Here is a 25,787-nt window from a genome sequence, read left to right as displayed (position 1 = left end):
GTTTCCTTATTCTCTCTTCCCCCAGTCATTACGGTCTGCTGTCCCCATAAGACTGGTCCGGCCCCTGCATCCTGCCCGTGCCATCATGGCCGGGTGTCTCCTGTCCGGGCTGCTGGGAGCGGGGGTGGCCACGGCCCTGCCCGTGCAGCCCTCCCCTTTCTGGCACCGTTTCATCCACCGCTTTACCGGCCACGTCACCGACGCCTCGCTGTCACAGGCCAGTGGTACCACTCCTGCGCGGGTCATCCCGTCAGGCCCGGGTTCCTCACCGGTCGGTGCCCTGCCCTCTCAGGCCAGACCGGACAGTCCTGTCCTGTCCCCGGCCCCTTCCGACTTCACGGACGAAGACCGGCAGGCGGAACTGACCCTCTCCACGGCCCTCACATTCATGCTACCCCGGACGCTGGCCCCCCATACACCACAGGAACTCTGCCTGTGGGGCATGCAGTCCCTTCTTGAGGCCGTCCCTCCCTTGCAGGCCCATGACACGGCACCGTCGGCCAGTTTCACCTTCACGCTCCAGCCCAAGACATTCTTCACGCCTGCCCGGCTCACCATCCTTTACAACCACCAGCCCCTTCTTTCCGAACGCACGCCCGGTCGGGATGACGTGACAGGGTGGAGCCATCTCAGCCTGCGTCTCATCACGCTGCTGCACCGCAACGTTCCCCGGTTCCAGCTCATGAGCGACGAGACCCTGCTGAACCACTTCCTCAACGGGATGCTGGGAAAACTGGACCCCTATTCCCGCTACCAGTCTCCCACACCACCTGCCAGCCATTCCGATTCCGTCACGCCCGACAGCTCTCCTGCCACCGCTCCTGCCAGTGTCGGCCTGACCCTGCGCCGGACCCATGCCCGCTTTCCCGTCGTGGCGGCCCTCAATCTCAACAGTCCCCTCTGGGATGCCGGCATCGCCCCGGGTGACAGTCTGGTCAGGCTGGACCGCCACAGCGCACATCAGCTTCCGCTGGCCACGCTCCAGTCCATGCTGACCGGCCAGGCGGGCAGCCAGATCGAACTGGAATTCCACACGCAGGATGGCCGCCAGATCACCAGAACATTCACCCGGGGCCGCATGGAGGAGGAAAGCGTCTTCCCCGACAGCACGGGCCGCTATCCCGTCCTGCGGGTGACCCACTTCTCCAGCCATACGGCGGAAGAAATCAGCCAGTATCTTTCCACGCTGCTGCCGGATACTTCCCCTGACAATGGCGGCCTCCCCCTCCCGTCCACCCCGGCATCCTCGGCCGCTCCGGCCCTGCCCGGCCTCATCCTGGACCTGCGGGGCAATCACGGCGGCATCCTTCAGCAGGCCGTCATGACGGCAGCCCTGTTCCTCAACCACGGTGTCATCGCCACGACGGAGGGGCGGGCCGCCGAGGCCAATCATGTCTGGAGCATTCAGGGAGGAGACCTGACCAACAATGCGCCCCTCGCCCTTCTTGTGGACCAGGACACGGGCAGTGCCGCCGAGGTGCTGGCCGCCGCCCTGGCCGACCAGCAGCGGGCCGTCGTCACTGGCAGCAGCAGCTTCGGCAAGGGGATGGTGCAGGTTTCAACCATCATGCCCAATGGTGGCCACCTGTCCCTGACATGGGCACGCCTTGCGGCTCCCCAGGGCTGGACCCTGCAGGGGCTGGGCGTGCTGCCCCAGCTCTGCACCTCGCCCAAGGGACAGTTCACTCTCCACGCCCAGCTTGCCGCCCTCCGTGAGGGGCACTCGCTCATGACCGAAGCCCTTCAGAAGTCCCGCCTCATCCATGAGGACAGCCCGGACAGTGCCCGTCATGCCCTGAGACAGGTCTGTCCGCCATCATCACCGAATCAGGATGACATGGCGGCGATCCTGGCCCTCTTCGCCTCCCCTCAGGCCTATCACACGGCCCTGCTCCATCTACCCGACAGCAGCTCCGCTGCCCATCAGACCGCCGCATCCGCTCCCTGAACCGATGGTCATGCCCCCTTCTCCAGCTGCAAGGAAACCGTTCCCATGCCTTATGGTCTCAAGACAGGATTCTGGGTCCGGGCCACGCTCCGACGTCTCAACCAGAATGGTCTCGTCGCCCTCATCGCCCACAAGGGCGACGAAGATGCCGGCAGCATCTTCATCACGCTGAGCGGCAGGGATGGCCGGACGGCCGTCCTCCGGGAACAGGGAGACACATGGTACCGTCAGACATTTGAAGATGGTGAGACCGGAAGTGCGGCCATGCAGGCCTCCGCCTATCTGGACCGGCAGAAACGTTATGACCCGGACCTCTGGGTCATCGACATTGATGTACAGGACAGTAGCCAGCCGCTGGAAAAGGAAATCGGCACACGCCGTTTCAGTCATTCCGACTGACAGGCACAGCCTTTTCACTGTGCACATCCATCAGAAAACCTTCATTTTTCAGCATAGATCATGATCTCCCTGTAACCCATAGGACACATCATTCCCGGATTCAGTCGAGAGGGGAGCAGGTATTTCCAGTGAATCCATTGCGTTTACCGCCACTTTCAGTGAAAAGGGTAACCACCCGTCTGGTCGGAGAGTAATTACATGAACGCACGCACCTCCATTACATCACTGCTGGCCCGCAGCGTCTGTGCCGCCTGCCTGTCAGTCATGGCGTTTGGTGCGGCAGAAGCCCAGCCTGTCCGTGGTCTCTATGTTGCCGGGGCTGCCGGGGCGAGCTTCAACCAGTCACAGACGGTCAACCCACACACAAAGCTGTTCCCCCGCGGGCGGGACGATTTTGCGACGGGCATCACTGGCCTTGGCAGCATCGGCTGGGGGCTGGGCAATGGCTTCCGTGTGGAGCTTGAGGGCAATTACCGCAACAACCGTCTTTCCCGGTTCCACTCTCCCGGTTTCGGCAGCACGGCTCACGGTCACCAGCAGAAATATGGTGGCATGGCCAACGCCCTGTTTGATCTCGACATCGGCCAGAACTGGATCTACCCCTATTTCGGAGCCGGTATCGGCTACGGCAGCCAGTTCACGAACACCAGAATCCAGGGGACGGGAGCCAACAGCGGCTACAGGCAACGGACCCGCAACAGTGCCGGGGGATTTGCCTATCAGGGCATCTTCGGCCTGTCCGTGCCCGTGCCGTGGGTCGTCGGCCTCTCCACCACCATGGAATACCGCTTCTACACCATCACGGGCCGTCATCGTCACTTCACGACGGCAACCTACAATTTCAGCAATCCTGAAAACAGTCCCGTGAGCGGCAAGCGTGGCAGCCGTACGGACTTCAACCATTCCCTGATGCTCGGGCTGCGGTATGAGTTCAACCCGGCTCCCCCGCCGCCGGCTCCGGCCCAGACACTGTCCACGCCGGCTCCGGCCCCCGTCCGCACCTATCTGGTCTTCTTCGACTGGGATCGTGACACCCTCTCCGATCGTGCCCGTGCCATCGTGGAGACGGCAGCCCGCAATTCCACGTCAGCCCAGTTCACCCGCATCCAGGTCAACGGTCATTCGGATTCCTCGGCCGCCCAGCCGGGCAGCAAAACGGCCAAGACCTACAACATGTCCCTTTCCCTGCGCCGTGCCCAGACCGTCAAGGCTGAGCTGATCCGTGACGGTGTTCCGGCCGGTGTGATTGACGTTCACGGCTTTGGTGACACCCAGCCGCTCGTGTCCACCCGCTCCGGCACGGCCGAGCCGCAGAATCGTCGGGTCGAGATCGACTTCCAGTAATCCGGACATCTTCCAGAGAGACCGGCCTGACTGCGGATGTCAGGCCGGTTTTTTTATTGTCATTCCAAAATGCAGAAAGGGGCCGGACATGCCCTGCCCGGCCCCTTTCAACCTTACCGTTCCGTCCTTCATCAGGACTGAGGGACCATCACCTCATTTTGTGGTCGTATGATGGCTGGCAGCATGAGTGGCCCGTGAGGCTGTATGATGCACGACCCGCTTCCTGGCCGGGGCTGCCGTCTCAGAAGCCTTCTTCTCCGGCTCGGCTGCTGCCGGAGCAGCCACCACACCTGCTGGCTGTTCGACATGAATGTGCACGAGAAGCTGGCGACGGGGCTGGGCGTGAGCCGGGATCAGCTCCACGGAGAAAGAATCCTCACCCTTGTGATCCGCTGCGGGCGTGTACTCGACATAGGTGCGGTTGTTGTAATTGTAGAGGAACGCCCGGCCGTATTCAGGAGGAGGCACCACCCCAAAGGACACGTAGCTTCCTCCGCCCCCCTTGCTGATGGAGAACGGGCAGGTGCCACCGTCACCGGCACTCACCGTCATGGTCACGCTCATCCGCCCCTGGGCGTCCGTCTGAACGGGAGACACCTCACACTGGGCGGCCCGCTTCTCGTTGGCAAAAGGATTGGGAGGGATCTCAACAGCGTTGGACCCCCTCGACTGCTGGCCAACACACCCGCCAAGGGCCAGAAGAGTTGCGCCAACAACCCCAGCCCGCACTAGAAAACCGCTCTGCTGCACAGTCAACTCCAGAGAAAACTAAAACCAGATAAAAAAGGCGTCTCCGGGGCCTTCCCCGCAATCCGCCAGTCTCACATGGGCACGATACGCTTTCACGGCAGCCATGAGAATGCGCTCTTCCATATTTCTTTGTTTGTCAGCCTGTTCTAACTCTTCTTTAATCATTGCGCAGCCATATCCACCAAAGAATTGCCCGCCTCAGGGCAGACTTTCCCAAACGAGCGTGATATAGGCAGAAAACCTGTCAGCGGGAGTTTTCACATGTCTCTTCTGTTTCGCAGCCTGTCCTTTTCCAGAACCGGACTGGCCCTCACAACTGCGGCTTTTTTTGCCTTCGCACCGGCCTCCTGGGCTGCGGCGTGTCATTCTTCGGCAGAAGACCATGCGGCCTTCAATCTGGCCGGGCTGAAATCGGAACTCATGGTCACGGCCCTCTCCTGCCAGACGCAGGACCGCTACAACCAGTTCATCAACCGTTTCCGTCCCATTCTCACGACCTCGGAAAAACAGCTCGATTCTTATTTCCGTCGCACCTTCGGCCGTCAGGCACAGAAGAAGCATGATGACTACATCACCCAGCTGGCCGACGTGCAGTCCCTGGGCGGACTGAAGTCCGGCACGGCCTTCTGCGCACAGCGTGTCCCCATGTATGACGAGATCGAGGCCCTCGACGATTCGAACAGCGATCTCGCCCATTATGCCGACGCCAAGGACATCGTGCAGCCTTCGTCCTTTGAAAGCTGCACGGCTCCGCAGGCTCCGCACCGGGCCACCCACCGTAAACGCCGGGGCTGACCCGGCCCCTTCCTCCACGCCCCGACAGACAGGATTACAGAATGGCCGACATGTTCGAGCAGGATTCCTCCCGTTCCCAGCCAGCTGAAAATTATGATGCCGGGGCCATCGAAGTTCTTGAAGGGCTGGAACCTGTCCGTCGTCGTCCCGGCATGTATATCGGCGGGACGGACGACACGGCCTATCATCATCTCGCCTCCGAGATCATCGACAACGCCATGGACGAAGCCGTGGCCGGTCATGCCACGACCATTGAGGTCTGTCTGGAAGATGCCCGCACCCTGATGGTGCGTGACAATGGCCGTGGCATCCCGACCGACCCTCATCCCCGCTTCCCCGAAAAATCGGCCCTGGAGGTCATCTTCACGACCCTTCATGCGGGCGGGAAATTCTCGGGCAAGTCCTACGCCACATCCGGCGGTCTGCATGGTGTAGGCAGCTCCGTGGTCAATGCTCTGGCCTCCCGGCTGGAAGTCGAGGTCTATCGTGGCCGCAAGGGATGGAGGCAGACATTCTCCCGTGGTCTGCCAACCAGTGCGCTGGAAAGCACGAAACCGGCCCTGAAGCGGGGCACGATGGTGCGTTTCACCCCGGACAGTGAAATCTTTGGGGGCAGCCTGCATTTCTCACCGGCCCGCCTCTACCGTCAGTGTCAGGTGAAGGCCGCCCTGTTCCGGGGTGTCAGCATTTCGTGGTCCTGTGCCCCCGATCTCCTGAAAGGCGAGAATGCTCCCCCCGCAGAGGCCGTCATCGCCTATCCGAACGGGCTGGAAGACGCCCTGACGGCCGATCTGGGTTCCTCGCCAACCCTGCTGACCCCTCTGTGGGCCGGTGATGCGGACCTTCCCGTGGCAGCCGACGGCCAGCCCGGTGGGCGGGTCGAATGGGCGGTGGCCTTTCTTGACCAGGGTACCAGCTCCCTCATCTCCTACTGCAACACCATCCCCACCCCACAGGGCGGCACACATGAGAACGGTCTGCGGGCCGCTCTGGTGAAGGGCTTCCGCAACTGGGGCGAGCAGCGCAAGATACGCCGTGCCAATGCCATCACAGCAGAGGACGTGCTGGGCACCATCAATGCCCGCCTGTCCGTCTTCATCCGCAACCCCCAGTTCCAGGGACAGACGAAAGACCGTCTGACCACACAGGAGGCCAGCCGCCTCGTGGAAGGTGCCCTACGGGACCGTCTGGACCACTGGCTGGGCGGCAATCCCCAGCAGGCGGACAGTCTCGTCGGTTACATCGTCGAACGGGCGGAGGAACGCCTGCGCCGCCGTGAGGCCCGGGAAACAAGCCGCAAGACGGCCACACGCCGCCTGCGCCTGCCGGGCAAGCTGACGGACTGCTCCCGCAGCAATGCCCATGAGACGGAACTCTTCCTGGTGGAAGGTGAATCCGCCGGTGGCTCGGCCCGTCAGGCCCGGGACAGGGAAACACAGGCCGTTCTCCCGCTGCGTGGCAAGATCCTCAACGTGGCCTCGGCCACGCAGGAGAAGCTGAGGGCCAACACCGAGCTTCGGGACCTGATCGAAGCCCTCGGTTGCGGATTCGGCAAGACGCTGGACCTGAACAGGCTGCGCTATGGCCGGGTCATCATCATGACGGATGCCGACGTGGACGGTGCCCACATCGCCTCCCTCCTGATGACCTTCTTCTTCCGGGAAATGCCGGACCTCGTGCGGCAGGGCCACCTCTATCTGGCACAGCCGCCCCTTTACCGGCTCACACATGGCAGCAGGACCGTCTATGCCATGGATGATCTCGACCGTGACCGCCGCCTGAAAGCGGACTTCAAGCCCAATGCCAAGGTGGAGATATCACGCTTCAAGGGGCTGGGAGAGATGCCGGTTTCCGACCTCAAGGAAACCACCATGTCCCCATCCCGCCGCACGCTCCTGCGTGTGACCGTGCCACCGGAAGAAAATCTGCTGACACGGACACGGATCGAGAGCCTCATGGGGCGCAAGCCGGAACTGCGCTTCCAGTTCATCCAGGAACAGGCCCGTTCCGTCGAGCTGCTCGACATCTGACCACGGAAGATGGGGGGCATCTCCTCTGGAGATGTCCCCCGGACCTTCTCAGTCAAAAACGGGATGTGCCGGGTTCTCACCCATACGGCCATCCGCACGATGCAGCGTGGCGATCTCCGCCATGTCCTGCTCGGACAGGGCAAAATCGAACAGGTCCAGATTCTCGGCCATACGTTCCCGATGGACCGACTTAGGAATCACCACCACCTCATTCTGGAGATGCCAGCGCAGGATCACCTGAGCCGGACTCTTGCCGTGTTTTCTGGCAATTCCGGCGATCAGCTCATCCTTCAGCACGGTCCCTTTCCCCAGCGGCCGCCAGGCTTCCGTCTGGATGCCCACGCTCTTGTGGAAACGCCGCAGTTCCTCCTGCTGGAAGAAAGGATGGATCTCGATCTGATTGACGACCGGCACGACGCCTGTCTCATCAATGATCTTCTGAAGGTGATCCTTCTCGAAATTGGACACGCCAATGGACCGGACACGCCCCTGCTTCTTCAGCTCTATCAGGGCCTTCCATGTCTCCACATACAGCCCCTGCTGCGGCATGGCCCAGTGGATGAGGTACAGGTCCACCACGTCACGCTGCAAGAGGCGGGCACTTTCATCGAACGCCCTCAGGGTCGAATCATACCCCTGCTCGTCATTCCAGACCTTGGTGGTGACGAACATGTCAGGATGATCCAGAAGCCCTTCTCCGACTCCGGCCTCGTTGTGATAGAGACGCGCCGTATCAACCGCCCTGTATCCCAGCTCGATCGCCGTCCGGACGACATCAGCCGTTTCATCAGGGGGCGTCTGCCATACGCCAAGTCCGATCCACGGCATGGTCTGACCGTCATTCAGCTGCACACGGGCAGCCGCATCTTTTGGAAAACCGCTCATAACCCCTCCATATTCAGGGACAACATAGCTTCACGGTCATAGCGACCATCCGCATCATCTTCCTTCCCGAAGGGACAGACAAGTGAATCCATGACATGCCCTGATAAAGTCACGCCTGCGACTCAAACAGGCCCATCTGCACGGGCAGCGCACCCTCCCCGCAGGGCACCAGAGAGGAAATGGTCAGTCCCAGCAGCCTGACAGGCTTCTCCAGCGGGAAGAAACTCCACAGCAGCTCCAGAGCCATCTGTCGCAGCACGGCTTCTTCCGCCACGGGGAAAGGAGCCGACCTGGCCCGTGTCACGGTCTGGAATCCGGCATAGCGCAGCTTGAGGGTGACCGTTTTCCCGGCAATTCGTTTCTGGCCGCATCCTTCCGCCAGCTTGCGGACAATGGCCTTCAGGGTGGCTGAGAGCCTGTCCCAGTCCGCCACATCATGGGCGAATGTCGTTTCAGTCCCCAATGACTTCCTGGGCCGGTTGGCCTCCACAGGGCGATGGTCCAGTCCTCTGGCAATGTCGTGATAGAACTGGGCTGAACCGCCAAAATGCCGCCGCAGCTCCGGGACCGTCCAGCTCCTGAGGTCCGCTCCCGTATAGATGCCCAGCCCGTGCATCCGTCTTGTCGTCGCTGGTCCCACGCCGTGAAATTTCTCCACCGGCAGGTCAGCCACGAACGCTTCCCCCTGAGACGGCGCAATGACGAACAGACCGTCCGGCTTGCGCTGACCGGAAGCCAGCTTGGCCAGAAACCTGTTATAGGACACGCCGGCCGACGCCGTCAGGCCTGTCTGGTCATGAATGTCCCGCCTTATGCACTCGGCCACGGCCGTGGCAGACCCGTAAGGCTCCCACCGCTCCGTAACGTCCAGATAGGCCTCATCCAGCGCAAGGGGCTGTATGAGCTGCGTGTACTGGCGGAAAATGGCGTGAATCTGGGCTGAAACGGCCCGATAGACCTCAAAGCGGGGTGGCACGAACACCAGTTCCGGGCAGCGTTCCAGGGCCATGTGGGATGGCAGGGCGGAACGTACCCCGAACACACGGGCCTCATAGCTGGCAGCCGCCACGACACCCCGGCCAGACCCTCGCCCGACCGCAACGGGCCGCCCCCTCAGGCCGGGATTGTCCCGCTGCTCGATGGACGCATAGAAGGCATCCATGTCCACATGCAGGATGCGTCGGGTAACATCCCCGCCCTGTCCATCATAAGGCATTCCCTGCAAGACCTGACCATCCTCCTAAAAAGAAGCCCTCGGCATCGGCATGTAACTGCCCACGACCAGTGCCAGAATGGTCACGTCCGGACTTCCCACTGCACTGTGGCAGACCGTCTCTTCGGGAGCGGGAAGAATGATAGGAGCCTGAAATTCTGGCTCGGTACTCTGAGGCCACAGCACCATCTGTCCATTGTCCTTGATCTGGACCGCCTTGATGGTCGCCTCAAAACTGTCCGACACGGCCGAACGCTGCATCGCCACGACGTAATCCCCATTACGGGGCCTCCGCCCCAGTTCCGAGAAATTGACGACAATGACCACCGAGCCTTCCTGAAACACCCGGTTCATGGACTGCCCCCGGACGACCAGCCCATAACGCCTCAGCCCGGCGCAGGCCGCATCATAAGGAATGGTGATCCTGTACTGATCTGACAGGGGCCATTCCTGAGCCTCTTTCCAGACACCTGCCTGAACCTCTCCGCAGACCCGGACCTGCGAGACAGACAGGAACGGAGCCTCCCCGGCCTCCATCAGGCTCCGATCCTCCGGTTCATCCTGACGGCTGACCTCCGCAACCAGCGTACCCACGGGGACCTCCAGTACCTGCGCCAGAGCAGCCAGCTTGTCCGTACGGGGAAGATGTTTACGCCTGCGCATGTCCCTCAGAAAATCCACGCCAACAGCCGGGTTGATCTCACGGGCTTTCAGGCACGCACGCCGGTCGGACAGACCCTGCGCAGCCAGAAGAGAATCAAGACGGGACAGAAGAGATTCAATGGACATACGGGGATTATCCCCGCCAGAAGCGAATTGTCCATAGGGACAGTTTTCCGATTCCTCATCAATTTGCTTGACATTTGAGGGGATATACCCGCATTTCTGTTTCAGCTCCCGCAGAAGGCTCTCCGACACTCACCTGCCAGGGAAGAATACCCTCACTGTTGCATCCTCTCATGAAGACTCCTGCAAAGGGGTCATGCCCCTTCACGACCATCACGCAGTTTTTTTAGGGAGATTTCTCTTGTCTCGCATTGCTCACATCACGACCACTCCCACACGGGAACGCACACGCAAGGCCGACTATGAGGGGATTGGCCGTCGGCGTCGTCGTGCCAATACTCTTGGAGCCCTGTCATCACGCCTGAAGGCTGAAGTCATTTCAGAAGCAGAACAGTGGATCAAGGACTGGATGCTGGCCGAACATGGCTATCTCGACATCATGAAGAATGGTGGTGTCCCGGCCCAGGCAGGAAATGTCTTTACCTTCAATGCGTTGCAGGGCAAGGCCTGGGGAAGGCTGAACGCCTTCCGGCGTCATGCCGGACGGGCACGGCATCAGCTTCTGGTCAACATGCTGGGGCTTGGCTGGTCCTTCACCTCTCTGGGACACAGACTCTATCCTGACCTCCACCCGGACATTGCCCGCAAGAAAGCGGCGGAAGAGTGTGCCGCCACACTGGAGATGCTGGCTGACTTCTGGCAGGAACAGAGGCGCAAAAAAGCACGGAAGGCCGTTCTCATCGCCCGACAGCATCGTGAAGGGCTGGACATGGAAACACTGGCCAGGAAATACGACCTTGCCCCAAAAAGTCTTGATAGGCTCATGAAACATGGCGAGCATATCCTCGAAAAACCCCGCAGACTGACGGCTGTGGAATTCCGTAACTGATCCCTTTTCCCGTCACGTCATTTTCCTGTTGACAGAATACCCGTTTCATCCTATAAAAACCTCATCATCTCGAGCCGTGTGCCTAAAGAAGGACACGGCTTTTTCTTTGACACTCTCCTGTCTCAGGGCCGTGTCTTTCTCTTCATCTCATTCCGACTTTCTGGACTGTCTCCTCATTCAGGAAACAGCATCCCTGCACCGTGCCTGTACCCGGCCAGATGGCCGGGACTCCCGCACTCCATCATCATTACATAAACATAACGGACTTTTCCCGTGTCACATTCCTTTCCTACCACCGGGCAGCCGCTCGGACGGGGCCGTATCGTCATGACAAGACGTGGCCTCTGCACCGTCCTTGCTGAAGAGGGCAACAGTCTTGTTCTCTGCCCGATCCACGAAGCTCCGGCCCTGACACACAGGGCCGACATTCCCCTGACATGGCGGGATGAACTCATTCTGGGACTAAAACAGAATGCGGTCGTCAGGGCCATTCCCTTCCTCAAGCAGCGTCAGGCCGTCACCCCCCAGCCTGCAAGTCTCTCCACCTTCACCCTCACCCAGCTCCGCCTCAGGACACACCGGGAACTGCAGGTCAACGCTCTGGAAAGTGACCGGCTGCCCTTCTTCTCTGGCAGACACGCCCACAACCGCCTCCATGCGACCCATGCCTCATGACACACCCCGCAAAAAACCTGTCTTCTTCTCGCAGAAACTCTTCGATGAAATGATGGAAGACCTCATGCTCGGCACTCCCCTGCATGACATCTGCTCTGGCGCACGACGCCCCACCCTGCGCAGCTTCTATCGTTGGCTCCAGAAACATCCCGCCCTCCTGTCCCGTTATCGCCGGGCACGGGAACTGTCTGCCGACAGTCTGGAAAGCACCATCCTCTCCCATATCAGGGCCATACCGGAAAAAGCCGATGCAGCCACGGTCAGTCTCCACAAGCTGCGGTTCGACATGCTCCGCTGGGTCATGGCCCGCCGTGCCCCGAAACGGTATGGCGACCGGCAGACCGTGGAACATGCCGGGCATGATGGCGGTCCCATACACACCATCCAGCGGCTCATCATTGATCCCACTGCTCCGGGCACGATGCCACCAGACACACCACCACAATAAAATGCAGGGGCCTCGTGACAACAGACCGGGTCACCATCATGACACCCCGGGCCTTTGCGCCCCTTCTCCAGCCTGCCCGCTATAAAGGCATCTGGGGAGGACGAGGTTCCGGGAAGTCCTGTTTCTTTGCCGGAATGCTGATCGAACAGGCCACACTGCGCCCCGGGTTGCGGGCGGTCTGCATCCGGGAAATCCAGAAATCCCTGACCGTTTCCGTTCACCAGCTGCTCCGGGACACCATCATGCGGCTGAATCTATCCCCTCTCTTCACGGTGCTGGAGCGGGAAATCCGTACACCCGGAGGGGGTGTCATCCTCTTCCAGGGGATGCAGTCCCACAATGCCGAGACCATGAAATCCCTGGAAGGAATGGACATCGCCTGGGTGGAGGAGGCGCAGTCCCTCTCTGCCAAATCTCTGACGCTCCTGCGTCCGACCATCCGTCGGCCCGGTTCCGAACTCTGGTTCAGCTGGAATCCCGGCCAGCCATCCGACCCTGTGGATGCCTTCATGCGCGATCCTGCCACGGAAGGTGACCCCTCCTTCATCACGATCCGGGCGAACTGGTCGGACAATCCGTGGTTCCCGGATGTTCTGGAACAGGAACGGATACGGGACCAGCGTCTGCGTCCACAGGATTATGACCACATCTGGGAAGGTGGCTACCAGCTGCATCATGACGCCCTCATCTTCCCCGACCGCATCACGGTTGAAGAGTTCCAGTCCCCCAGCAGATGCCGCTTCCATTTCGGGGTGGACTGGGGCTTCTCACGGGACCCCACGGCCGTCATACGCTGCTTCATTCACGAGGACATCCTCCATGTCGACCATGAGGCAGGCGGCACCCACATTCCACTGGACCACCTGCCTGCCCTGTTCGACAGGATACCGGGCATCCGCCACTGGCCCATCCGGGCAGACGGTGCCCGACCGGAAACGATCAGTTACCTTCGCACCCACCATCATTTCCGCATCAGTGCCGCCCGAAAATGGCCCGGAAGCGTGCAGGATGGCATCGAGAGGCTGCGCTCCTTCCGGTCCATCCGCATCCATCCCCGCTGCCAGCAGACAGCCCGTGAGTTCCGCCTCTACCGTTACAGGTCGGACCCGCTGACAGGCGATGTCCTCCCGCAGGTGGAAGATGCAAACAACCATTACCTCGACGCCCTGCGTTACGCTCTGGATGGCCTCATCACCAACCGGTCCCCCCTGCCGGATTTCTCACGGTTTGCACCACCCACCTGATGGAAACGGCTCTCACAGATGACTGAGAGCCCAGACCAGCCCGCCGCCCACGGCTCCCCCCAGTATCAGGCCACCCAGCAGGGCCAGCAGAAGCATCCGTCCGGCAATATGTTGTGATGATGCCTTCCAGTCGATCCATCTCATGACACGTTTCCTTTCCGTTACAGATAGGCCTTGCCCATGCCCGGTTTTTCTCTCACCCGTCTGTTTGAAAAACAGACCACAACGACCGCACGCCCTCGGCAGGAACCCACTGCTCCACGTCACACCAGTACGGCCGGAAAGACAAGCCCCCACTGGCTGACCCGTCTGTGGCGGGCCTCCCACACCATCCCTGCCCCCGATGACAGGACGACGGCCACGCCACTCGCCCCCTACCGGCCACCGCCGGGCGTCGTGCCGGAAGGGCATGACCAGCCCGGGATGGATTCTGCTCCCACGACCATGATGGACATGACCAGCTGGGCCATGGGACAGACGGCAGCCCAACCATCATGGATGGCCGACGGGCTTGGTTTTCTGGGGTATCCGACCCTCGCCCAGATGGCCCAGCGGGCGGAGTTCCGCAAACCCTGTGATGTCATCGCACGGGAAGCCACACGGGAATGGATCAGCCTCAGCACCCACAACCCCACGGACCATCCCTCTCCGGCTCTTCCGCCAGATCCCGCAACCCGCCTTCATGCGCTGGATGTGGAACTGAAACGGCTGAATGTCCGCGAGCTGCTGCACCAGCAGATTCTGGACAGCCTGCTCTACGGCATCGGCCATATCTGGCTCAACATGGCGGACACGCCCCGCACGACCTATGGGCAGACACTCCCTCTGCCCCTCACCCCCCACGGGGTCCGCAGGGGAACTCTGGCCGGGCTGAAAAACATCGAACCGGTCTGGACCACACCCAACGCCTACAATGCCGACTCCCCCCTGCAGGATGACTATTACCGGCCCCGCAACTGGTGGGTGCAGGGTAGCCTTGTCCATCGGGACAGGCTCATCAGCATGGTGCCCTATGGCGTATCCGACCTCTTCAAACCATCATTCAATTTCGGCGGGATGAGCCTGACACAGCAGCTACGCCCCTATGTCCACAACTTCCTGCGGACCCGCAACAGCATCAGCAACATCACGGCCAATTTCTCTAGGCTTGTCCTGAAGACCGACATGGGCAGCCTGATGGCCACCGGCACCGGCGATGAGGCCGACCCGACAGCCTCCATCACAGGGCGGGCCTCCTTCATGCAGAAAATTTCCGAAGGACAGGACATCATCGTGGCCGACCGGCAGAACGAGGATGTGTCCATCGTGGCCACACCCCTGACAGGACTTGCCGACCTACAGGCCCAGGCCATGGAAGCCATGGCCTCCATCCCCGGCATCCCGCTCGTGAAGCTCTTCGGCATCACCCCCAACGGGCTGAACGCCTCCTCAGCCGGAGAGATCAGGGTGTTCTACGATGAGATCGCCGCTTTTCAGGAAGCCTACATGCGGCCCGTGCTGAGCCGCCTGCTCACCCTGATCCAGCTCAACCTCTGGGGAGACACCGACCCTGCGCTGGAGATCACCTTCAAGCCCCTCTGGCAGCAGACCACACAACCACAGCCATCCGAGGCCTCATGACCATTCTCGCCTATGACCGCACCGGTTCCGTCCGCAGTTTTGATGACAACGGACGTCTCCGTGTGGAACGGACTCCCATCAGCAAGGCCAACATCTGCCTCTATCAGGGACGGGAAATTCCCGACCATGTCCGGCTGGGCCTGAACCCGGACCAGTCCTACCGCCTCCTGCGGGACCCGAAGGAACTGGAAAGGGCGGCAGACAGTTTCAACTCCCTGCCTGTTCTGGAGGAACACGTCCCCACCAGTGCAGACGCCCACCCAAGGGAACTGACAGTCGGCTCCACCATGGACAATGCCCGCTTCGAAAGCCCCTACCTGACGGTCGGCATGGTCATCTTTGATGGTCCTGCCATCACCCGCATCCAGTCCGGTGACCAGAAGGAACTGTCCTGCGGCTATGCCTATGAGGCGGACATGACACCGGGCACCCATGAGGGTCAGCCCTATGACGGACGCATGATCAACATCCGGGGAAACCATATTGCTCTCGTAACAAAAGGACGGGCCGGCCCTGACGTACTGGTCCATGATTCTTCAGCCACAGGGAAAGCAGCCACCACCATGACACGGAAAGACAACACGCCCGCCGCCGAGGTACCCCGCCATGAAGAGGCGGAATCTGCCCTGAACGAGGCCATCCAGAAGGCCCTTTCCGCCGACCGTACCCTGCGCCAGGCCACGGAGGAGGCACGCCGCCTTGTCCGCCCTCTGGTCGGAGAGGTTCATGGCATGGAAAGTGCCGATGACGTCTACCGCTATGCCCTCCGGCAGTCCGGCATGGCAGCGGACAGTCTCGCCGCCATCAATCAGGCCGGTCTTCATGCCCTCGTCCAGACCCGTCTGGAGGCCATGACCCCGCCCGTCACGCACGCTCCTGCCGCTGATGAAACCACCACCGGGTATACGGCCCCACGCCGTTACTGACCCCATTCCTGCCCAGATTTACAGAAAGCACATCCATGTCCGATTTCCAGCAGACTGTCTCCTACACATGGCCGCAGGGCTTTCCCGGAGCCCCGGCCAGTGCCAATCCCATCCGCACGGCCATCGCCCCGGAAGGGGGATTCATCGCCGGAGAGGGCGGGCTGACCATTGCCCGTTTCGTCTGGCGTCATGAAGACGGCGTGAGCCTGAGCCATACCGGCACCACCACACCGGCGGGCTTCCTCTACCATTCGCAGCAGGGGCTGACGACGCAGTATCTCCAGTCCGCCACCATGACCCTGCCGCAGGGCTTCATGGCCAGCCTTGCTGAGGGCGGAGACTTCTGGGCCGTGGCCAGCACAGCAGCCACGGCGGGACAGGCCGTCCATGCCTCCACAGATGACGGCAGCCTCCAGACGGCCCCGGCAGGCAACGCACCGCAGGGAACCGTGGCCACAGGCTGGACGGTCTCCCGTGGCGGCAATGCAGGAGAACCGATCATCATTTCCGGCCCCATGCACCCCATGACGGCCTGAACCCTCTTCAAACCGCCCGCCCCTCCGCTCCCGACCACAAGCAAGGTATCACCATGCCCCACTCCATTTCTTCCGCCATGCTGAAACGTGACTTCGGCATTCATGGCGTGCTTGACCACGCCATGGCCTTCGACGGTGCCGTGACAGCTCCCAATTCCGGCATTCCGTCCATCTTTTCCACCTATGCCGACCCTCGCACCATCAAGGCTCTCATCACGCCCATCCGGGCCGAGGCCATCTATGGCCAGGGCCAGAAAGGCGACTGGCTGACGGACACGGCGCAATTCCCCTTTATCGAACTTTCCGGCCAGACGGCTTCCTATGGAGACTATGACAGCTCCGGGGACAGTGACGTCAACGCCAACTGGGTGCAGCGTCAGTCCTTCCATTTCCAGACATGGACCCGCTGGGGGGAACGGGAGGCAGAACGCATGGGGACGGCACGGCTTGACTGGGTCTCCCGCAAGAATGAGGCGTCCATCTCCGTCCTGAACAAGACGAGTAACCGCATCAGCCTCTTCGGGATGGAAGGCCTCCAGCTGCGTGGTGCCCTCAATGACACGGCCCTGCCACCGGCCATCCAGCCCACCCCAAAGATTGCTCCTTCCGGGGCGGCAACAGGCAGCAGCGACTGGCTGAGCATGACCGACCCGATGCAGGTCTATGCCGACATTCTCAAGGCCTTCCAGCAGCTTTCCGAACAGATGGGCGGAAATGTCACGCTGGAAAGCCCCCTGACCCTCGTCATTCCGACGGAGCGGCAGCAGTGCCTGCTGTATACGAACCAGTTCCGTGTCTCCCTTCGTGAACTGCTGCGGGAGAACCTGCCCAACCTGAAGATCGAGACCCTGCCGGAAGCCGGCAGCACGCTGTCCGGTGGCCTCAGCAAGGTCACGCAGATGCAGCTCTTCCTGCGGGAAGTGGACGGGCAGGAAAGTGTCACCACCGCCTTTACCGAGAAACTGCGTGCCCATGCGGTCGAACGCTACAGCTCCTACATCCGCCAGAAAAAGTCCCAGGGCACATGGGGAACCATCTGGTTCTACCCGGTGGCCTGTGTCACCATGACAGGAATCTGAACCATGGCCGATACCGTCACCGTCCTCTGCCGCCTGCCCTCCGGCATCCGGCTCGACCTGCATGACCTCTCCAGCCTGAGCGAGCGGACACAGGCCACGGCTCCCGTCATGGCTCCGCCACAGGCCCGGTCCTCCATACTGCTGAATGGCATCCGGCAGGACCCGCTCTACCATCCGGTAGAAAACCGTCTACTCGGGCGGGCGGGACGAACCACCGTGCCGACCGACTTCTGGAAAGCCTGGCTGGAACAGAACAGGCAGAGCGACCTCATAACCCGGAAGATCATCTTTGCCGAAACCACGCCCGCCCGTGCCGACAATGCCATGGCCGAACTGGCCAAGGACCGCACGGGGCTGGAAGGGGCTGACAACACCACCCTGACCGAAGGTGTCACCCCCATGCAGAAAACAGACTGACCACCCGCCCGTGCCCTGTGCTCTCCAGCCCGGCGGCACGGGCCTCCAACCGGAAGACAATGCCACCATGACGGACTCCTCCCCCCTAGGGCAGGTTGCCTTTTCCTATCAGGACTGGCTCGCCGCCTATCCGGCCTTCGTCGGGCATGTCAGTGCCGGGCAGGCGGAAGGCTTCTTCCAGCTGGCAGAACTGATCCTCAACAATACGGGCCGTTCCCCTGTCCGGGACATGACGAAACGAAAGACGCTGCTCTGGTTGCTCGTCGCCCATCAGGCACAGCTCTTCGCCACCGAAACACCAGCCCGGTCCGACGAGGCCACCGGCAGCCCACCAGCGGCACCGCCAGTCGGACGGGTCGCCTCCGCCACACGGGGGGCAGTCTCCATCACACTGGATGGCAGTGCCCTGCCAAGGCAGGCCGGGTGGTTCAGCCAGACACAGTATGGGCTGATCTTCTGGCAGGCCACGGCCTCCCTCCGCCAGATGCGCTTCCTGCCCGGACAGACACATCCGGCCCGCCTCTGGCCCTGATACAGAAACGGCCCGCTCCAGCAGGGCGGGCCGTCATCCATCATCGCCTGATGCTCTCAGTGCCAGAGCAGCCACCACACGACATAGGCGAACAGGAAAGGCACCACGAGATGGACCAGCGTACCGAAGGTGATACGCTTGCCATCACCGGCCCGCATCATCAGGAAAATGGTCCGTGTCAGAGAAAGCAGACACAGGATCAGCACCACGGCAAACAGCACGGTCTTGCCGGTTACAGCACCATACATACGATCTCACTCCTGTCTCACTGGCTGGACACGCATCCGCAACCAGCCAGAACTGACCGTAAGGTGGCGCAGTCATGCGCTTTCGTCAATCCAGTCCCGCCTGACCGGTTTCACCACCTGATGGAAGGCCAGACAGCATGAATCTCTTCTCTCTCGCCAGCAGCGTGACGACCACCATCAACCCGCTTCAGCCCGCCATTCTCCGCCGCATGACAGGCAGCCAGATTGCCGCCGACTACAGCACGACCCCACTTCATGAGGACATCCCGGTACTGGTCGACATCCAGCCCGCCCCGGCCACGCTCCTCCAGCTCGTCGGGGACATCGCCCAGCAGGGAGAAAGCCGCACCGTCTTTCTCCAGGGCCATGCCCACACACTCAGCCGCCCTCTGCAGAGCGGGGGCGACAGCCTCCTGTTTGAAGGATCGGAATGGCTGGTCACGAAAATACTCGAACAATGGGGAGCCAATGAATGGTGCCGCCTGATCGTCACCCGCCAGATTCCATGCCGACAGAGTTCCAGCTGACCCCGACAGACAGCACGGTCATGCAGATGCTGGGAGACTGGCTGAAAGCAGAGATTCTGCCTGAAAACTGGAGCCTCTTCCAGGGCCAGCAGAACCGTCTGCCCATGCCCTCAGGCAGCCATCTCGTCATGCAGCCGACCACACGCCGTCCGCTCGCCACCAACAGCCATGACCATGATGAAGAAGGCGTCACCATCTCCCAGCCCGTGGAACTGTCCATCCGGCTCACCGCCCGTGGGCCTGAATCCCTGACGGTTCTGAGCAGTGTCAGCACCCTGTGGCGGGACCGGCGGACCGTGGCATGGTTCCGCCACAGACGACCTGACATGGCCCCCATAGACACCGGGCCGCTCACACAGCAGGACTTCACCAGTGCGGAACAGCAGTATGAGGCCTCCGCCACCCTGACACTGCGTCTCATCATCATGACCACCCTGAAACGCCCGGCCGAGACGGCCACGGCCCTCGGCATGGCCTCCATGGTGGAAGCCACCCTGACCACCCTCCTCCCATCTGCCGACCACTGATTCCTTTTTCACAGACAAGGACACTCCATCATGGCCTCCCTGACCGGCACCATCCCTCTTGCCCAGACTGTCAGCATCAATCCCGCCACGCTGGGCACAGCCAGTAGCGTTCCTTTCATGAACGGGCTGCTCATCACGCTCCCTTCGGATTCAGCCGCTCTCGGTACAGGCCAGCTGAAATCTTACGGCTCCCTGGCGGACGTGACGAAAGACTTCCCCGCCAGCAGCCCGGAAGCCCGCATGGCCGCCGTCTATTTCGCCAGTCATGACGATGCATCCCAGATACCGTCCACCCTGCTGATCCATATGGCTGACCCGGCCCACCAGGCCGACCCGGCCAGCCTGATGGACCTCATCACCAGCCAGAATCAGGCTTTCACCGGCTTCACCACCACGTGGGAACCCACCCTGACACAGAAACAGGCCTTCGCCACATGGGTGGCCGACACGACGGACCGTTACTGGTATGTCCCATGGGACACGGACGAGCAGGCCCTCAACCCGCAGAATAGTGCCAGCTTCGGCACATGGTTGCAGAACCGGAACATTGATGGCACCACCCTGATTTATCAGGACCCGCTGGCCGCCGCCTTCTGTCTCGGCTGGCTGGCCTCGCTCGATTTCAGCGCAACATCCGGACGCACAACGCTCTGCTTCCGCCGCAGCGGGCTGCTCACCCCCAGCGTGACCGATGCCACGACAGCCGCCACCCTCCGGGCCAACGGCTACAATTTCTACGGGGCCTATGCCAACGGACTGGGCCGCTTCCAGTGGCTGGAGGACGGGCATGTCTCGGGGTCTTTCCTCTGGGCGGACAGCTACATCAACCAGATATGGCTCAATGCATCCTTCCAGTCCGCCCTGACCACGCTTCTGCTCCAGACCGGACAGATTCCGTATGACAGCATCGGGGATGGGCTGATCTCGGCCAGCGTGCAGGATACCATCAACCAGGCCCTTCGCTTCGGAGCCATCCGCCCCGGAATCCAGCTGACATCCCTTCAGAAACAGCAGATCGATCAGGCCGCCGGAACCACCATCAGCGACACGGTGCAGAGCCAGGGATGGTACTTCCAGCCCAATGCCTCCACCGCCGCAGCCGACATCCGGGCCGCCCGCAGAAGTCCCCCATGCCGCTTCTGGTACACGGATGGCCAGTCCGTCCAGTCCATTCATCTTGCATCCATCGAGGTCCAGTAAGTCATGTCCCGCACTACGCTCATCACCTCGGCTGACGCCGTTTTCACCCTCACGGTCAAGACCCTGTTCAATGCACCCATCACGCTGGAGAACTGGGCAACCGACCATGGCTGGAGTGGCTCCCAGAAGCTGAAGCTGGCCACGACGAGCCTCTCCATTGATGGCCGTCTCAACAAGGGATTCGTCCCTTCAGCCTATCACATGGCCCTGCATTTCTCCGCCGGTTCCCGCTCCCTTCCCGTCTTCGATGCCATCACCACGGCCTCCCGGCAGGCCCGGACGGTCTATGAACTGAACGGCGAGCTTCTGCTGCACGGGCTGGGACAGCGTTTCACCTTCACCAATGGCTGCCTGACGGAGTACGATCCCGTTCCGGCAGGGGATACGACACTGGGCAACCGGACCGTGAACATCACATGGGAAAACGTCCTCCCGGCAGGGCTGTAAGGCGGCCCTGCCATGAAAACCATTGAATGGACCCCTGCCGAAGGCCCTGATGCAGGCAAATGTTTTGTCATTTCCCGCATGTCGGCCTTCACGGCGGACCGCTGGGCACGGCATGTCGTCCGTGCCCTGGCCCGTGCCGGAGCCAACACCCCACGGGAGGCCCTGCACAGCGGCATTGCCGGTCTCTCCGGCCAGAGCATGGCACTGTTCGGGCACATGAGTGATGAAGACTGCGACCGGGCCTTCTCCGGCCTTCTGGACTGTGTGACAATCCGCCGGGACCCCACGAACCGGACCATTGAGCCTGCCCCGCTCATCGAGGCGGACATAACGGACCCCAACACGTTGCCTGCCCTGCGGGCGGAGGCCTTCCGGCTGAACGTGGATTTTTTCAAGGCCGCAATTTACCAGATATACCCCCTCATCGCCATCTTGAGGGAGACACGGCCGGACGGGGACCTCCCGCCCGCTGCGTGAATCTCTCCAGCCCGATGGCCTTTGTCATCGGGGCGGGGCTGGCCACACTGCATGAGCTGAAAACCCTCTATGACAGCGAAGACATGTGGCTTCTCTGGGAAATTGCGGCCGTGGAGCGCATGAATGGCCATTCTTGATACACTCATTGCCCAGTCGGACCTGATACGTCCCCCGGCCCATCTTCCCCTGAAACAGGGCACGGCAGCCTTCCGGCGGGGTGTCATGGGGGCACTGGCCCTTTTCACCGGGGGACGGTCACTCACGGAGCTGGAACAGCAGGATACGGGCAAGACGGATTTCCCCATTGTAACCAGCCCCCTGTCCACCATGATGCTGACACCAGAGCCTCCGGTCCGCCAGAATGAAACCACAACTCCGAAGGCTAAGACTCCTTCACCCCAATCCATGCCTCCCTCGGCAGTACAGGCCGTACGGGACTGGTCCACCCTGCTGGCCCAGTCACCCCCTGCCTCCCGGCAGGCCCTGAAGGACGTGGAGCCAACCCTCCACAATGCAGAGCAGGCTCTGGAGCGTGTCCTTCACCTTCAGGCACGGCAGGCTGATGAAACACGGGAAGGGGCAGATCCCGTCCCCCTCCTGCAGGGCTTTTCAGCCATGACGACGGCCCGCAGCATCCTGAACCTTCATGCTCCTGAAGGTCTCTCCTCAGCCCATGCTGAAACCGGACGCCAGAAGACACCCCCTCCTCACCAGCCGGGCAGGTGCCTTCCTGCCATGTCCTTCCCATACCCGGCCGACACGGCATCACGGGAACTGAACGTCCCGCCCATGCCGCAGCAGGACCAGGAGCGGCTGCATCGCCTGTCCCTGACCCTTGCCCGTACGGATCAGACACTCTCACGGATGCTTCCTGAGACGCCAGGTTCCTTTTCCCCCGCCATTCCGGGCAGGCCTACTCCCGGTGCAGGACCAGCTCTTGTCCACCTTGCCCGGCATGTCGAAACCGCCGCAAGGCCGCAGCCTCTCACGACCCACAACACGACCACGCACAGCCCGACCATCAACATCACCGTGACGGCAGGTCATGGCAGACCGCAGGACATTGCCCGTGCCGTGGAAGCCAGCACCATAGAAGCCCTCACCCGCCAGACCCTCACCCAGACCGGATAATCTCTTTCTGGAGCAGTCCTCATGTCCATCCTGACATCTCTCCGGGCGTCAGCCTCCGCCACCAGTGGTGAAACGCTGGAAAACTGGGCCGTACAGCGTGCAGCCCGCCAATGGGGCATCTTCCGACGCCCGACGGCTGACCAGTTCGGTTCCTTCACATCATCTGGTTTCAGCCGATCAGCTGGTGGTGCATTCAGTTTCCTGTCAGGTCAGTCCCCAAGGCGTGTCCTCTCCGCCGCCCATGTCGAGTCCCTGCGGCTGGACGAACAGTCCAGCATCTGCACCGCCCCACAGGAAAACGGCACCTTCACGAGCTACAACAAGGTGTTCCTGCCCTACCGGGCCATGATCCGCATGGTCTGTGACGGGTCGGAAACAGGGTCCCTTGGTGAAAACCTGCTGCCGGACTTCGTGCGCAGCACTCTCGGCGTGGGTGCTGACACGGTGCGGAAAGATTTTCTGGAAACCCTCTCCCGGCTCGTGAAAGACACGAACCTCTATTTCGTCGCCACGCCGGAGGGCATCTATCCCAATGCCAACATCACCGGTTACAGCTTCACCCGTACGGCTGACAGGGGCGTCGACATCATCACGGCCAACATCACCATCCAGGAGGTCCGGCAGGGCAGCACGTCCCGCTGGACAGGAAGCCGCCACCCGCAGGGGGCACAGACCCACAATGCAGGCCCCGTCACCCTTCAGCCGGAGCAGCAGGCATGATCTACACCATCCCGCTCATGTCCACCGCTGCCCAGAGCCTGACCTGCCCCATTGCCGGGCTGCAATGCCACATCTGGCTGAGACAGCTTTCCACCGGGCTGTACATGGATCTGACAGCAGGAACCGCACCCCTTCTGCGGGGCATCCTCTGCCAGAATGACACGGATATCCTCCGCAATCCTGCTGGCCCCTTACCCGGCAGGCTATATTTCACCGACATTCAGGGCCATGACGACCCTTCCTTCTCCGGTCTCGGGTCCCGGTTCCTTCTTCGTTACGAAGACGACACATGATGACACCCGCAGATGCCACGACCACCCATGACTTTTCCCGCAAACGGATTGTCATCACGTTCTTCATCCTCACACCGGATGGCTCATATGAACGGTTCACGACCGGTGATGGCCACGCCATTCAGGCCACCATAAAACATGCCGGTCTTTCCGGTGGGTCTGAAGCCGACATCACCATAGAGGGCCTCTCCCATACTGACCGGCGCAGCCTGTCCGTCATGCCCGACCATCCCGCAGCGGAGAATCTCAACACCACCACGGCAGGCCAGACGGTCGTCACCATCCATGCCGGTGACGGAAACAGTGCACTGACCAGCCTGTTTACCGGAACGGTCGACAGGGCCTACACGGATTATGACAACCTGAACATTCCGTTTCATGTCCACGCCATGACCAGCACGATCCCGGCGTCCATTCTGACCCGTACGCAGGGCTATGACGGCCCCCGGGACACCACCGCCATTCTGGAAGACATCTGCCAGGATGCCGGTTTCCAGATGCTTGATCACGGCGGCTGGGACCGCCACATGAACCTGACCAATCATTACCGATGGGGAACGGTACTGGACCAGATACAGGCCGTCCTGACGGCGACAAAAGGCATCTTCAACTTCTCGCCCTATGCACCCGCCGGACCTGACGGACCGGACACAACGACCGCCATGCCTTACAGGGGACTGCTGGAAACATGGGGACCTGCCTTCACCGGGCTTCCGGCCACGGGGCAGGACCGGAGCCTCCCGGTCATCTCCGCCGGAACGGGCATGATTGGCTATCCCCGATACAGCAGTTCCGGCATGTCCCTGACCACACTCCTGCGGCCTGACATCACTTTCTGGCATCCGCTGACCCTGAAAAGTGCCCTTGATCCCACAGACGGCTCCTGGAACGGCCCGTCGCCCTGGGATGGCCTGTGGCTTCCCACCTTCGTCTGGCACGACATCAGCAGCGAGACCGACAGGGGCGCATGGCACACCCACATGAACTGCATCCGCACCACCCTTGGCCGAAGATGAGGCCACCTGCCCACAGGAAGACCCTCCATGACCGCCAGCCCGGCCTCCCCCTACCTTCTGCGCTCCAGCACCGCAGGGAACAGCCTGAAGGGAGCACTGGATTCCCTCATTGCGAGCCACATCAACCAGATCGGCCCCTCCATGCTGGTACAGGTCGAAGCCGTGAAGGCCGATGACGCCGCCATCACCGGCAAGGTGACCGTCCGCCCTATGGTGCAGCAGCAGGATGCCCTGTCCCGTGCCTTCCCTCATGACCTCATCCACAACGTACCCTACCTGCGCATACAGGGTGGCAGTTCAGCCCTCATCATCGACCCGAAACCGGGGGACATCGGTTTCATCATCATCTCCGGACGGGATCACACCCATGCCATCACCACACGGCAGCCAGCCCCACCCGCTTCATTCCGGCAGTTTTCCATGCAGGACTGTGTCTATGTGGGCGGGTTTCTCAACAGCGGACCTGACCAGTTCATACAGGCAACGGACGAAGGATGGCGCATCGTGACACCAGGGTCCGTCACCATAGAAGCCCGGGGAAACATCGCCCTGAAGGCGGACAGGATCGAAGCCAGCGGCGACGTCATCACGTCAGGTGATGTCCGGGCCGGTACCGTCTCGCTGAAACGGCATGTTCATGGCGGGGTGCAGACAGGTGCAGGAACCTCGTCTCCCCCGCAATGAA

32 protein-coding genes are annotated in these 25,787 nt (G+C 61.5%); 26 read left to right on the top strand and 6 right to left on the bottom strand.

All coding sequences use genetic code 11. The features are described 5' to 3' along the window. Nucleotides 1-85: 85 nt before the first annotated feature. From CPA56_RS00445 to CPA56_RS00435, 3 genes are all read left to right on the top strand, one after another. Nucleotides 86-1,948 carry a S41 family peptidase gene (locus CPA56_RS00445; RefSeq protein WP_182040097.1) on the top strand — a complete coding sequence of 621 codons (1,863 nt, stop codon included), beginning with the start codon at nt 86-88 and terminating at the stop codon, nt 1,946-1,948. Between the two features lie 45 nt (nt 1,949-1,993). After that, entirely contained in the window at nt 1,994-2,347 is a 354-nt protein-coding gene (locus CPA56_RS00440) for a DUF1491 family protein (protein WP_182040096.1), read from the top strand. A gap of 198 nt (nt 2,348-2,545) precedes the next feature. Next, nucleotides 2,546-3,691, top strand: coding sequence for an OmpA family protein (locus tag CPA56_RS00435; protein ID WP_182040095.1), 1,146 nt, complete (start codon nt 2,546-2,548; stop codon nt 3,689-3,691). 153 nt (nt 3,692-3,844) lie between these two features. Here CPA56_RS00435 and CPA56_RS00430 read toward each other — a convergent pair whose 3' ends face one another. Continuing rightward, nucleotides 3,845-4,447 carry a hypothetical protein gene (locus CPA56_RS00430; RefSeq protein WP_182040094.1) on the bottom strand — a complete coding sequence of 201 codons (603 nt, stop codon included), beginning with the start codon at nt 4,445-4,447 and terminating at the stop codon, nt 3,845-3,847. Nucleotides 4,448-4,702: 255 nt separating this feature from the next. Between CPA56_RS00430 and CPA56_RS00425 the strand changes: the two genes are divergently transcribed. Together CPA56_RS00425 and CPA56_RS00420 are read left to right on the top strand one after the other, a co-directional pair. Continuing rightward, nucleotides 4,703-5,236 carry a hypothetical protein gene (locus tag CPA56_RS00425; protein ID WP_229707239.1) on the top strand — a complete coding sequence of 178 codons (534 nt, stop codon included), beginning with the start codon at nt 4,703-4,705 and terminating at the stop codon, nt 5,234-5,236. Between the two features lie 41 nt (nt 5,237-5,277). After that, complete coding sequence (locus CPA56_RS00420) at nt 5,278-7,266, top strand: DNA topoisomerase IV subunit B (protein ID WP_182040093.1); 1,989 nt, start codon at nt 5,278-5,280, stop codon at nt 7,264-7,266. 48 nt (nt 7,267-7,314) lie between these two features. Here CPA56_RS00420 and CPA56_RS00415 read toward each other — a convergent pair whose 3' ends face one another. The 3 genes from CPA56_RS00415 to CPA56_RS00405 all read right to left on the bottom strand — a co-directional run bounded on the left by CPA56_RS00415 (nt 7,315) and on the right by CPA56_RS00405 (nt 10,153). Further along, on the bottom strand, nt 7,315-8,151 hold the full coding sequence (locus CPA56_RS00415; protein WP_182040092.1) for an aldo/keto reductase: 837 nt from the start codon (nt 8,149-8,151) through the stop codon (nt 7,315-7,317). Between the two features lie 109 nt (nt 8,152-8,260). Beyond that, on the bottom strand, nt 8,261-9,367 hold the full coding sequence (gene dinB, locus CPA56_RS00410; protein WP_182040091.1) for a DNA polymerase IV: 1,107 nt from the start codon (nt 9,365-9,367) through the stop codon (nt 8,261-8,263). A 24-nt stretch (nt 9,368-9,391) separates the two neighbouring features. Further along, complete coding sequence (locus CPA56_RS00405; RefSeq protein ID WP_182040090.1) at nt 9,392-10,153, bottom strand: LexA family protein; 762 nt, start codon at nt 10,151-10,153, stop codon at nt 9,392-9,394. 238 nt (nt 10,154-10,391) lie between these two features. Between CPA56_RS00405 and CPA56_RS00400 the strand changes: the two genes are divergently transcribed. From CPA56_RS00400 to CPA56_RS00385, 4 genes are all read left to right on the top strand, one after another. Then, nucleotides 10,392-11,039, top strand: coding sequence for a hypothetical protein (locus CPA56_RS00400; protein ID WP_182040089.1), 648 nt, complete (start codon nt 10,392-10,394; stop codon nt 11,037-11,039). 273 nt (nt 11,040-11,312) lie between these two features. Continuing rightward, nucleotides 11,313-11,714 carry a hypothetical protein gene (locus CPA56_RS00395; RefSeq protein ID WP_182040088.1) on the top strand — a complete coding sequence of 134 codons (402 nt, stop codon included), beginning with the start codon at nt 11,313-11,315 and terminating at the stop codon, nt 11,712-11,714. Next, entirely contained in the window at nt 11,704-12,162 is a 459-nt protein-coding gene (locus CPA56_RS00390) for a terminase small subunit-like protein (RefSeq protein WP_182040087.1), read from the top strand. Before CPA56_RS00395 ends, CPA56_RS00390 begins: the two co-directional genes overlap by 11 nt. Before the next feature lie 14 nt (nt 12,163-12,176). Further along, nucleotides 12,177-13,406 carry a PBSX family phage terminase large subunit gene (locus tag CPA56_RS00385; protein ID WP_326831270.1) on the top strand — a complete coding sequence of 410 codons (1,230 nt, stop codon included), beginning with the start codon at nt 12,177-12,179 and terminating at the stop codon, nt 13,404-13,406. 12 nt (nt 13,407-13,418) lie between these two features. On the opposite strand, the gene CPA56_RS09510 is transcribed toward CPA56_RS00385, so the two are convergent. Beyond that, nucleotides 13,419-13,550 carry a hypothetical protein gene (locus CPA56_RS09510; protein ID WP_268235069.1) on the bottom strand — a complete coding sequence of 44 codons (132 nt, stop codon included), beginning with the start codon at nt 13,548-13,550 and terminating at the stop codon, nt 13,419-13,421. Between the two features lie 36 nt (nt 13,551-13,586). Here CPA56_RS09510 and CPA56_RS00380 point away from each other — a divergent pair, with 36 nt between their 5' ends. The 6 genes from CPA56_RS00380 to CPA56_RS00355 all read left to right on the top strand — a co-directional run bounded on the left by CPA56_RS00380 (nt 13,587) and on the right by CPA56_RS00355 (nt 18,516). Next, complete coding sequence (locus tag CPA56_RS00380; protein WP_182040086.1) at nt 13,587-15,026, top strand: phage portal protein; 1,440 nt, start codon at nt 13,587-13,589, stop codon at nt 15,024-15,026. Continuing rightward, nucleotides 15,023-15,952, top strand: coding sequence for a DUF2213 domain-containing protein (locus tag CPA56_RS00375; RefSeq protein WP_182040085.1), 930 nt, complete (start codon nt 15,023-15,025; stop codon nt 15,950-15,952). The genes CPA56_RS00380 and CPA56_RS00375 overlap by 4 nt, the downstream gene beginning before the upstream one ends. A gap of 35 nt (nt 15,953-15,987) precedes the next feature. Then, entirely contained in the window at nt 15,988-16,488 is a 501-nt protein-coding gene (locus CPA56_RS00370; protein ID WP_182040084.1) for a structural cement protein Gp24, read from the top strand. 53 nt (nt 16,489-16,541) lie between these two features. Continuing rightward, nucleotides 16,542-17,567 carry a DUF2184 domain-containing protein gene (locus CPA56_RS00365; RefSeq protein ID WP_182040083.1) on the top strand — a complete coding sequence of 342 codons (1,026 nt, stop codon included), beginning with the start codon at nt 16,542-16,544 and terminating at the stop codon, nt 17,565-17,567. 3 nt (nt 17,568-17,570) lie between these two features. Next, nucleotides 17,571-17,984, top strand: a complete 414-nt coding sequence (locus tag CPA56_RS00360; protein WP_182040082.1) for a hypothetical protein — start codon at nt 17,571-17,573, stop codon at nt 17,982-17,984. Nucleotides 17,985-18,051: 67 nt separating this feature from the next. Then, entirely contained in the window at nt 18,052-18,516 is a 465-nt protein-coding gene (locus CPA56_RS00355; RefSeq protein ID WP_182040081.1) for a DUF4054 domain-containing protein, read from the top strand. A gap of 56 nt (nt 18,517-18,572) precedes the next feature. On the opposite strand, the gene CPA56_RS00350 is transcribed toward CPA56_RS00355, so the two are convergent. Next, the gene (locus CPA56_RS00350) at nt 18,573-18,764 is read right to left on the bottom strand and encodes a hypothetical protein (protein ID WP_182040080.1); all 192 of its coding nucleotides are present in this window, start codon (nt 18,762-18,764) and stop codon (nt 18,573-18,575) included. A 137-nt stretch (nt 18,765-18,901) separates the two neighbouring features. On the opposite strand from CPA56_RS00350, the gene CPA56_RS00345 reads away from it, so the two are divergent. The 11 genes from CPA56_RS00345 to CPA56_RS00300 are packed head-to-tail and all read left to right on the top strand — an operon-like array spanning nt 18,902 to nt 25,786. Continuing rightward, the gene (locus tag CPA56_RS00345) at nt 18,902-19,291 is read left to right on the top strand and encodes a hypothetical protein (protein ID WP_182040079.1); all 390 of its coding nucleotides are present in this window, start codon (nt 18,902-18,904) and stop codon (nt 19,289-19,291) included. Beyond that, entirely contained in the window at nt 19,237-19,818 is a 582-nt protein-coding gene (locus CPA56_RS00340; RefSeq protein ID WP_182040078.1) for a phage neck terminator protein, read from the top strand. The genes CPA56_RS00345 and CPA56_RS00340 overlap by 55 nt, the downstream gene beginning before the upstream one ends. A 30-nt stretch (nt 19,819-19,848) precedes the next feature. Then, nucleotides 19,849-21,018 (top strand): DUF3383 family protein, encoded by a 1,170-nt coding sequence (locus CPA56_RS00335; protein ID WP_182040077.1) that lies wholly within the window; start codon nt 19,849-19,851, stop codon nt 21,016-21,018. Between the two features lie 3 nt (nt 21,019-21,021). Continuing rightward, the gene (locus CPA56_RS00330; protein ID WP_182040076.1) at nt 21,022-21,465 is read left to right on the top strand and encodes a phage tail fiber protein; all 444 of its coding nucleotides are present in this window, start codon (nt 21,022-21,024) and stop codon (nt 21,463-21,465) included. Between the two features lie 12 nt (nt 21,466-21,477). Next, nucleotides 21,478-21,942 (top strand): phage tail assembly chaperone, encoded by a 465-nt coding sequence (locus CPA56_RS00325; protein ID WP_182040075.1) that lies wholly within the window; start codon nt 21,478-21,480, stop codon nt 21,940-21,942. 14 nt (nt 21,943-21,956) lie between these two features. Next, nucleotides 21,957-22,079 carry a hypothetical protein gene (locus tag CPA56_RS09505; RefSeq protein WP_268235067.1) on the top strand — a complete coding sequence of 41 codons (123 nt, stop codon included), beginning with the start codon at nt 21,957-21,959 and terminating at the stop codon, nt 22,077-22,079. Further along, nucleotides 22,066-23,073: a hypothetical protein gene (locus CPA56_RS00320; RefSeq protein WP_182040074.1), complete on the top strand. Its 1,008-nt coding sequence runs from the start codon at nt 22,066-22,068 to the stop codon at nt 23,071-23,073. Before CPA56_RS09505 ends, CPA56_RS00320 begins: the two co-directional genes overlap by 14 nt. A gap of 21 nt (nt 23,074-23,094) precedes the next feature. Next, nucleotides 23,095-23,793, top strand: a complete 699-nt coding sequence (locus CPA56_RS00315) for a hypothetical protein (protein ID WP_182040073.1) — start codon at nt 23,095-23,097, stop codon at nt 23,791-23,793. Beyond that, a complete protein-coding gene (locus CPA56_RS00310) occupies nt 23,790-24,086 on the top strand; it encodes a phage baseplate plug family protein (protein ID WP_182040072.1) in 297 nt (98 codons plus the stop codon). The genes CPA56_RS00315 and CPA56_RS00310 overlap by 4 nt, the downstream gene beginning before the upstream one ends. After that, nucleotides 24,083-25,102: a hypothetical protein gene (locus CPA56_RS00305; RefSeq protein WP_182040071.1), complete on the top strand. Its 1,020-nt coding sequence runs from the start codon at nt 24,083-24,085 to the stop codon at nt 25,100-25,102. Before CPA56_RS00310 ends, CPA56_RS00305 begins: the two co-directional genes overlap by 4 nt. 27 nt (nt 25,103-25,129) lie before the next feature. Further along, nucleotides 25,130-25,786, top strand: coding sequence for a Gp138 family membrane-puncturing spike protein (locus CPA56_RS00300; RefSeq protein WP_182040070.1), 657 nt, complete (start codon nt 25,130-25,132; stop codon nt 25,784-25,786). Nucleotide 25,787: the final 1 nt, after the last annotated feature.

This window comes from Bombella mellum, assembly GCF_014048465.1.
Taxonomy (GTDB): Bacteria; Pseudomonadota; Alphaproteobacteria; order Acetobacterales; family Acetobacteraceae; genus Bombella; species Bombella mellum.
Note: the sequence above shows the minus strand (reverse complement) of the source record. Positions and strands in the feature narration are given on the sequence as shown.

What these genes read in the sequence shown, in the direction of transcription:
- CPA56_RS00445 (WP_182040097.1), top strand. Translation starts at nt 86, where the DNA reads ATGGCCGGGTGTCTCCTGTCCGGGCTGCTGGGAGCGGGGGTGGCCACG.
- CPA56_RS00440 (WP_182040096.1), top strand. Translation starts at nt 1,994, where the DNA reads ATGCCTTATGGTCTCAAGACAGGATTCTGGGTCCGGGCCACGCTCCGA.
- CPA56_RS00435 (WP_182040095.1), top strand. Translation starts at nt 2,546, where the DNA reads ATGAACGCACGCACCTCCATTACATCACTGCTGGCCCGCAGCGTCTGT.
- CPA56_RS00425 (WP_229707239.1), top strand. Translation starts at nt 4,703, where the DNA reads ATGTCTCTTCTGTTTCGCAGCCTGTCCTTTTCCAGAACCGGACTGGCC.
- CPA56_RS00420 (WP_182040093.1), top strand. Translation starts at nt 5,278, where the DNA reads ATGGCCGACATGTTCGAGCAGGATTCCTCCCGTTCCCAGCCAGCTGAA.
- CPA56_RS00415 (WP_182040092.1), bottom strand. Translation starts at nt 8,151, where the DNA reads ATGAGCGGTTTTCCAAAAGATGCGGCTGCCCGTGTGCAGCTGAATGAC.
- dinB (WP_182040091.1), bottom strand. Translation starts at nt 9,367, where the DNA reads ATGCCTTATGATGGACAGGGCGGGGATGTTACCCGACGCATCCTGCAT.
- CPA56_RS00405 (WP_182040090.1), bottom strand. Translation starts at nt 10,153, where the DNA reads ATGTCCATTGAATCTCTTCTGTCCCGTCTTGATTCTCTTCTGGCTGCG.
- CPA56_RS00390 (WP_182040087.1), top strand. Translation starts at nt 11,704, where the DNA reads ATGCCTCATGACACACCCCGCAAAAAACCTGTCTTCTTCTCGCAGAAA.
- CPA56_RS09510 (WP_268235069.1), bottom strand. Translation starts at nt 13,550, where the DNA reads ATGAGATGGATCGACTGGAAGGCATCATCACAACATATTGCCGGACGG.
- CPA56_RS00380 (WP_182040086.1), top strand. Translation starts at nt 13,587, where the DNA reads ATGCCCGGTTTTTCTCTCACCCGTCTGTTTGAAAAACAGACCACAACG.
- CPA56_RS00375 (WP_182040085.1), top strand. Translation starts at nt 15,023, where the DNA reads ATGACCATTCTCGCCTATGACCGCACCGGTTCCGTCCGCAGTTTTGAT.
- CPA56_RS00370 (WP_182040084.1), top strand. Translation starts at nt 15,988, where the DNA reads ATGTCCGATTTCCAGCAGACTGTCTCCTACACATGGCCGCAGGGCTTT.
- CPA56_RS00365 (WP_182040083.1), top strand. Translation starts at nt 16,542, where the DNA reads ATGCCCCACTCCATTTCTTCCGCCATGCTGAAACGTGACTTCGGCATT.
- CPA56_RS00360 (WP_182040082.1), top strand. Translation starts at nt 17,571, where the DNA reads ATGGCCGATACCGTCACCGTCCTCTGCCGCCTGCCCTCCGGCATCCGG.
- CPA56_RS00355 (WP_182040081.1), top strand. Translation starts at nt 18,052, where the DNA reads ATGACGGACTCCTCCCCCCTAGGGCAGGTTGCCTTTTCCTATCAGGAC.
- CPA56_RS00350 (WP_182040080.1), bottom strand. Translation starts at nt 18,764, where the DNA reads ATGTATGGTGCTGTAACCGGCAAGACCGTGCTGTTTGCCGTGGTGCTG.
- CPA56_RS00345 (WP_182040079.1), top strand. Translation starts at nt 18,902, where the DNA reads ATGAATCTCTTCTCTCTCGCCAGCAGCGTGACGACCACCATCAACCCG.
- CPA56_RS00340 (WP_182040078.1), top strand. Translation starts at nt 19,237, where the DNA reads ATGGTGCCGCCTGATCGTCACCCGCCAGATTCCATGCCGACAGAGTTC.
- CPA56_RS00335 (WP_182040077.1), top strand. Translation starts at nt 19,849, where the DNA reads ATGGCCTCCCTGACCGGCACCATCCCTCTTGCCCAGACTGTCAGCATC.
- CPA56_RS00330 (WP_182040076.1), top strand. Translation starts at nt 21,022, where the DNA reads ATGTCCCGCACTACGCTCATCACCTCGGCTGACGCCGTTTTCACCCTC.
- CPA56_RS00325 (WP_182040075.1), top strand. Translation starts at nt 21,478, where the DNA reads ATGAAAACCATTGAATGGACCCCTGCCGAAGGCCCTGATGCAGGCAAA.
- CPA56_RS09505 (WP_268235067.1), top strand. Translation starts at nt 21,957, where the DNA reads ATGGCCTTTGTCATCGGGGCGGGGCTGGCCACACTGCATGAGCTGAAA.
- CPA56_RS00320 (WP_182040074.1), top strand. Translation starts at nt 22,066, where the DNA reads ATGGCCATTCTTGATACACTCATTGCCCAGTCGGACCTGATACGTCCC.
- CPA56_RS00315 (WP_182040073.1), top strand. Translation starts at nt 23,095, where the DNA reads ATGTCCATCCTGACATCTCTCCGGGCGTCAGCCTCCGCCACCAGTGGT.
- CPA56_RS00310 (WP_182040072.1), top strand. Translation starts at nt 23,790, where the DNA reads ATGATCTACACCATCCCGCTCATGTCCACCGCTGCCCAGAGCCTGACC.
- CPA56_RS00305 (WP_182040071.1), top strand. Translation starts at nt 24,083, where the DNA reads ATGATGACACCCGCAGATGCCACGACCACCCATGACTTTTCCCGCAAA.
- CPA56_RS00300 (WP_182040070.1), top strand. Translation starts at nt 25,130, where the DNA reads ATGACCGCCAGCCCGGCCTCCCCCTACCTTCTGCGCTCCAGCACCGCA.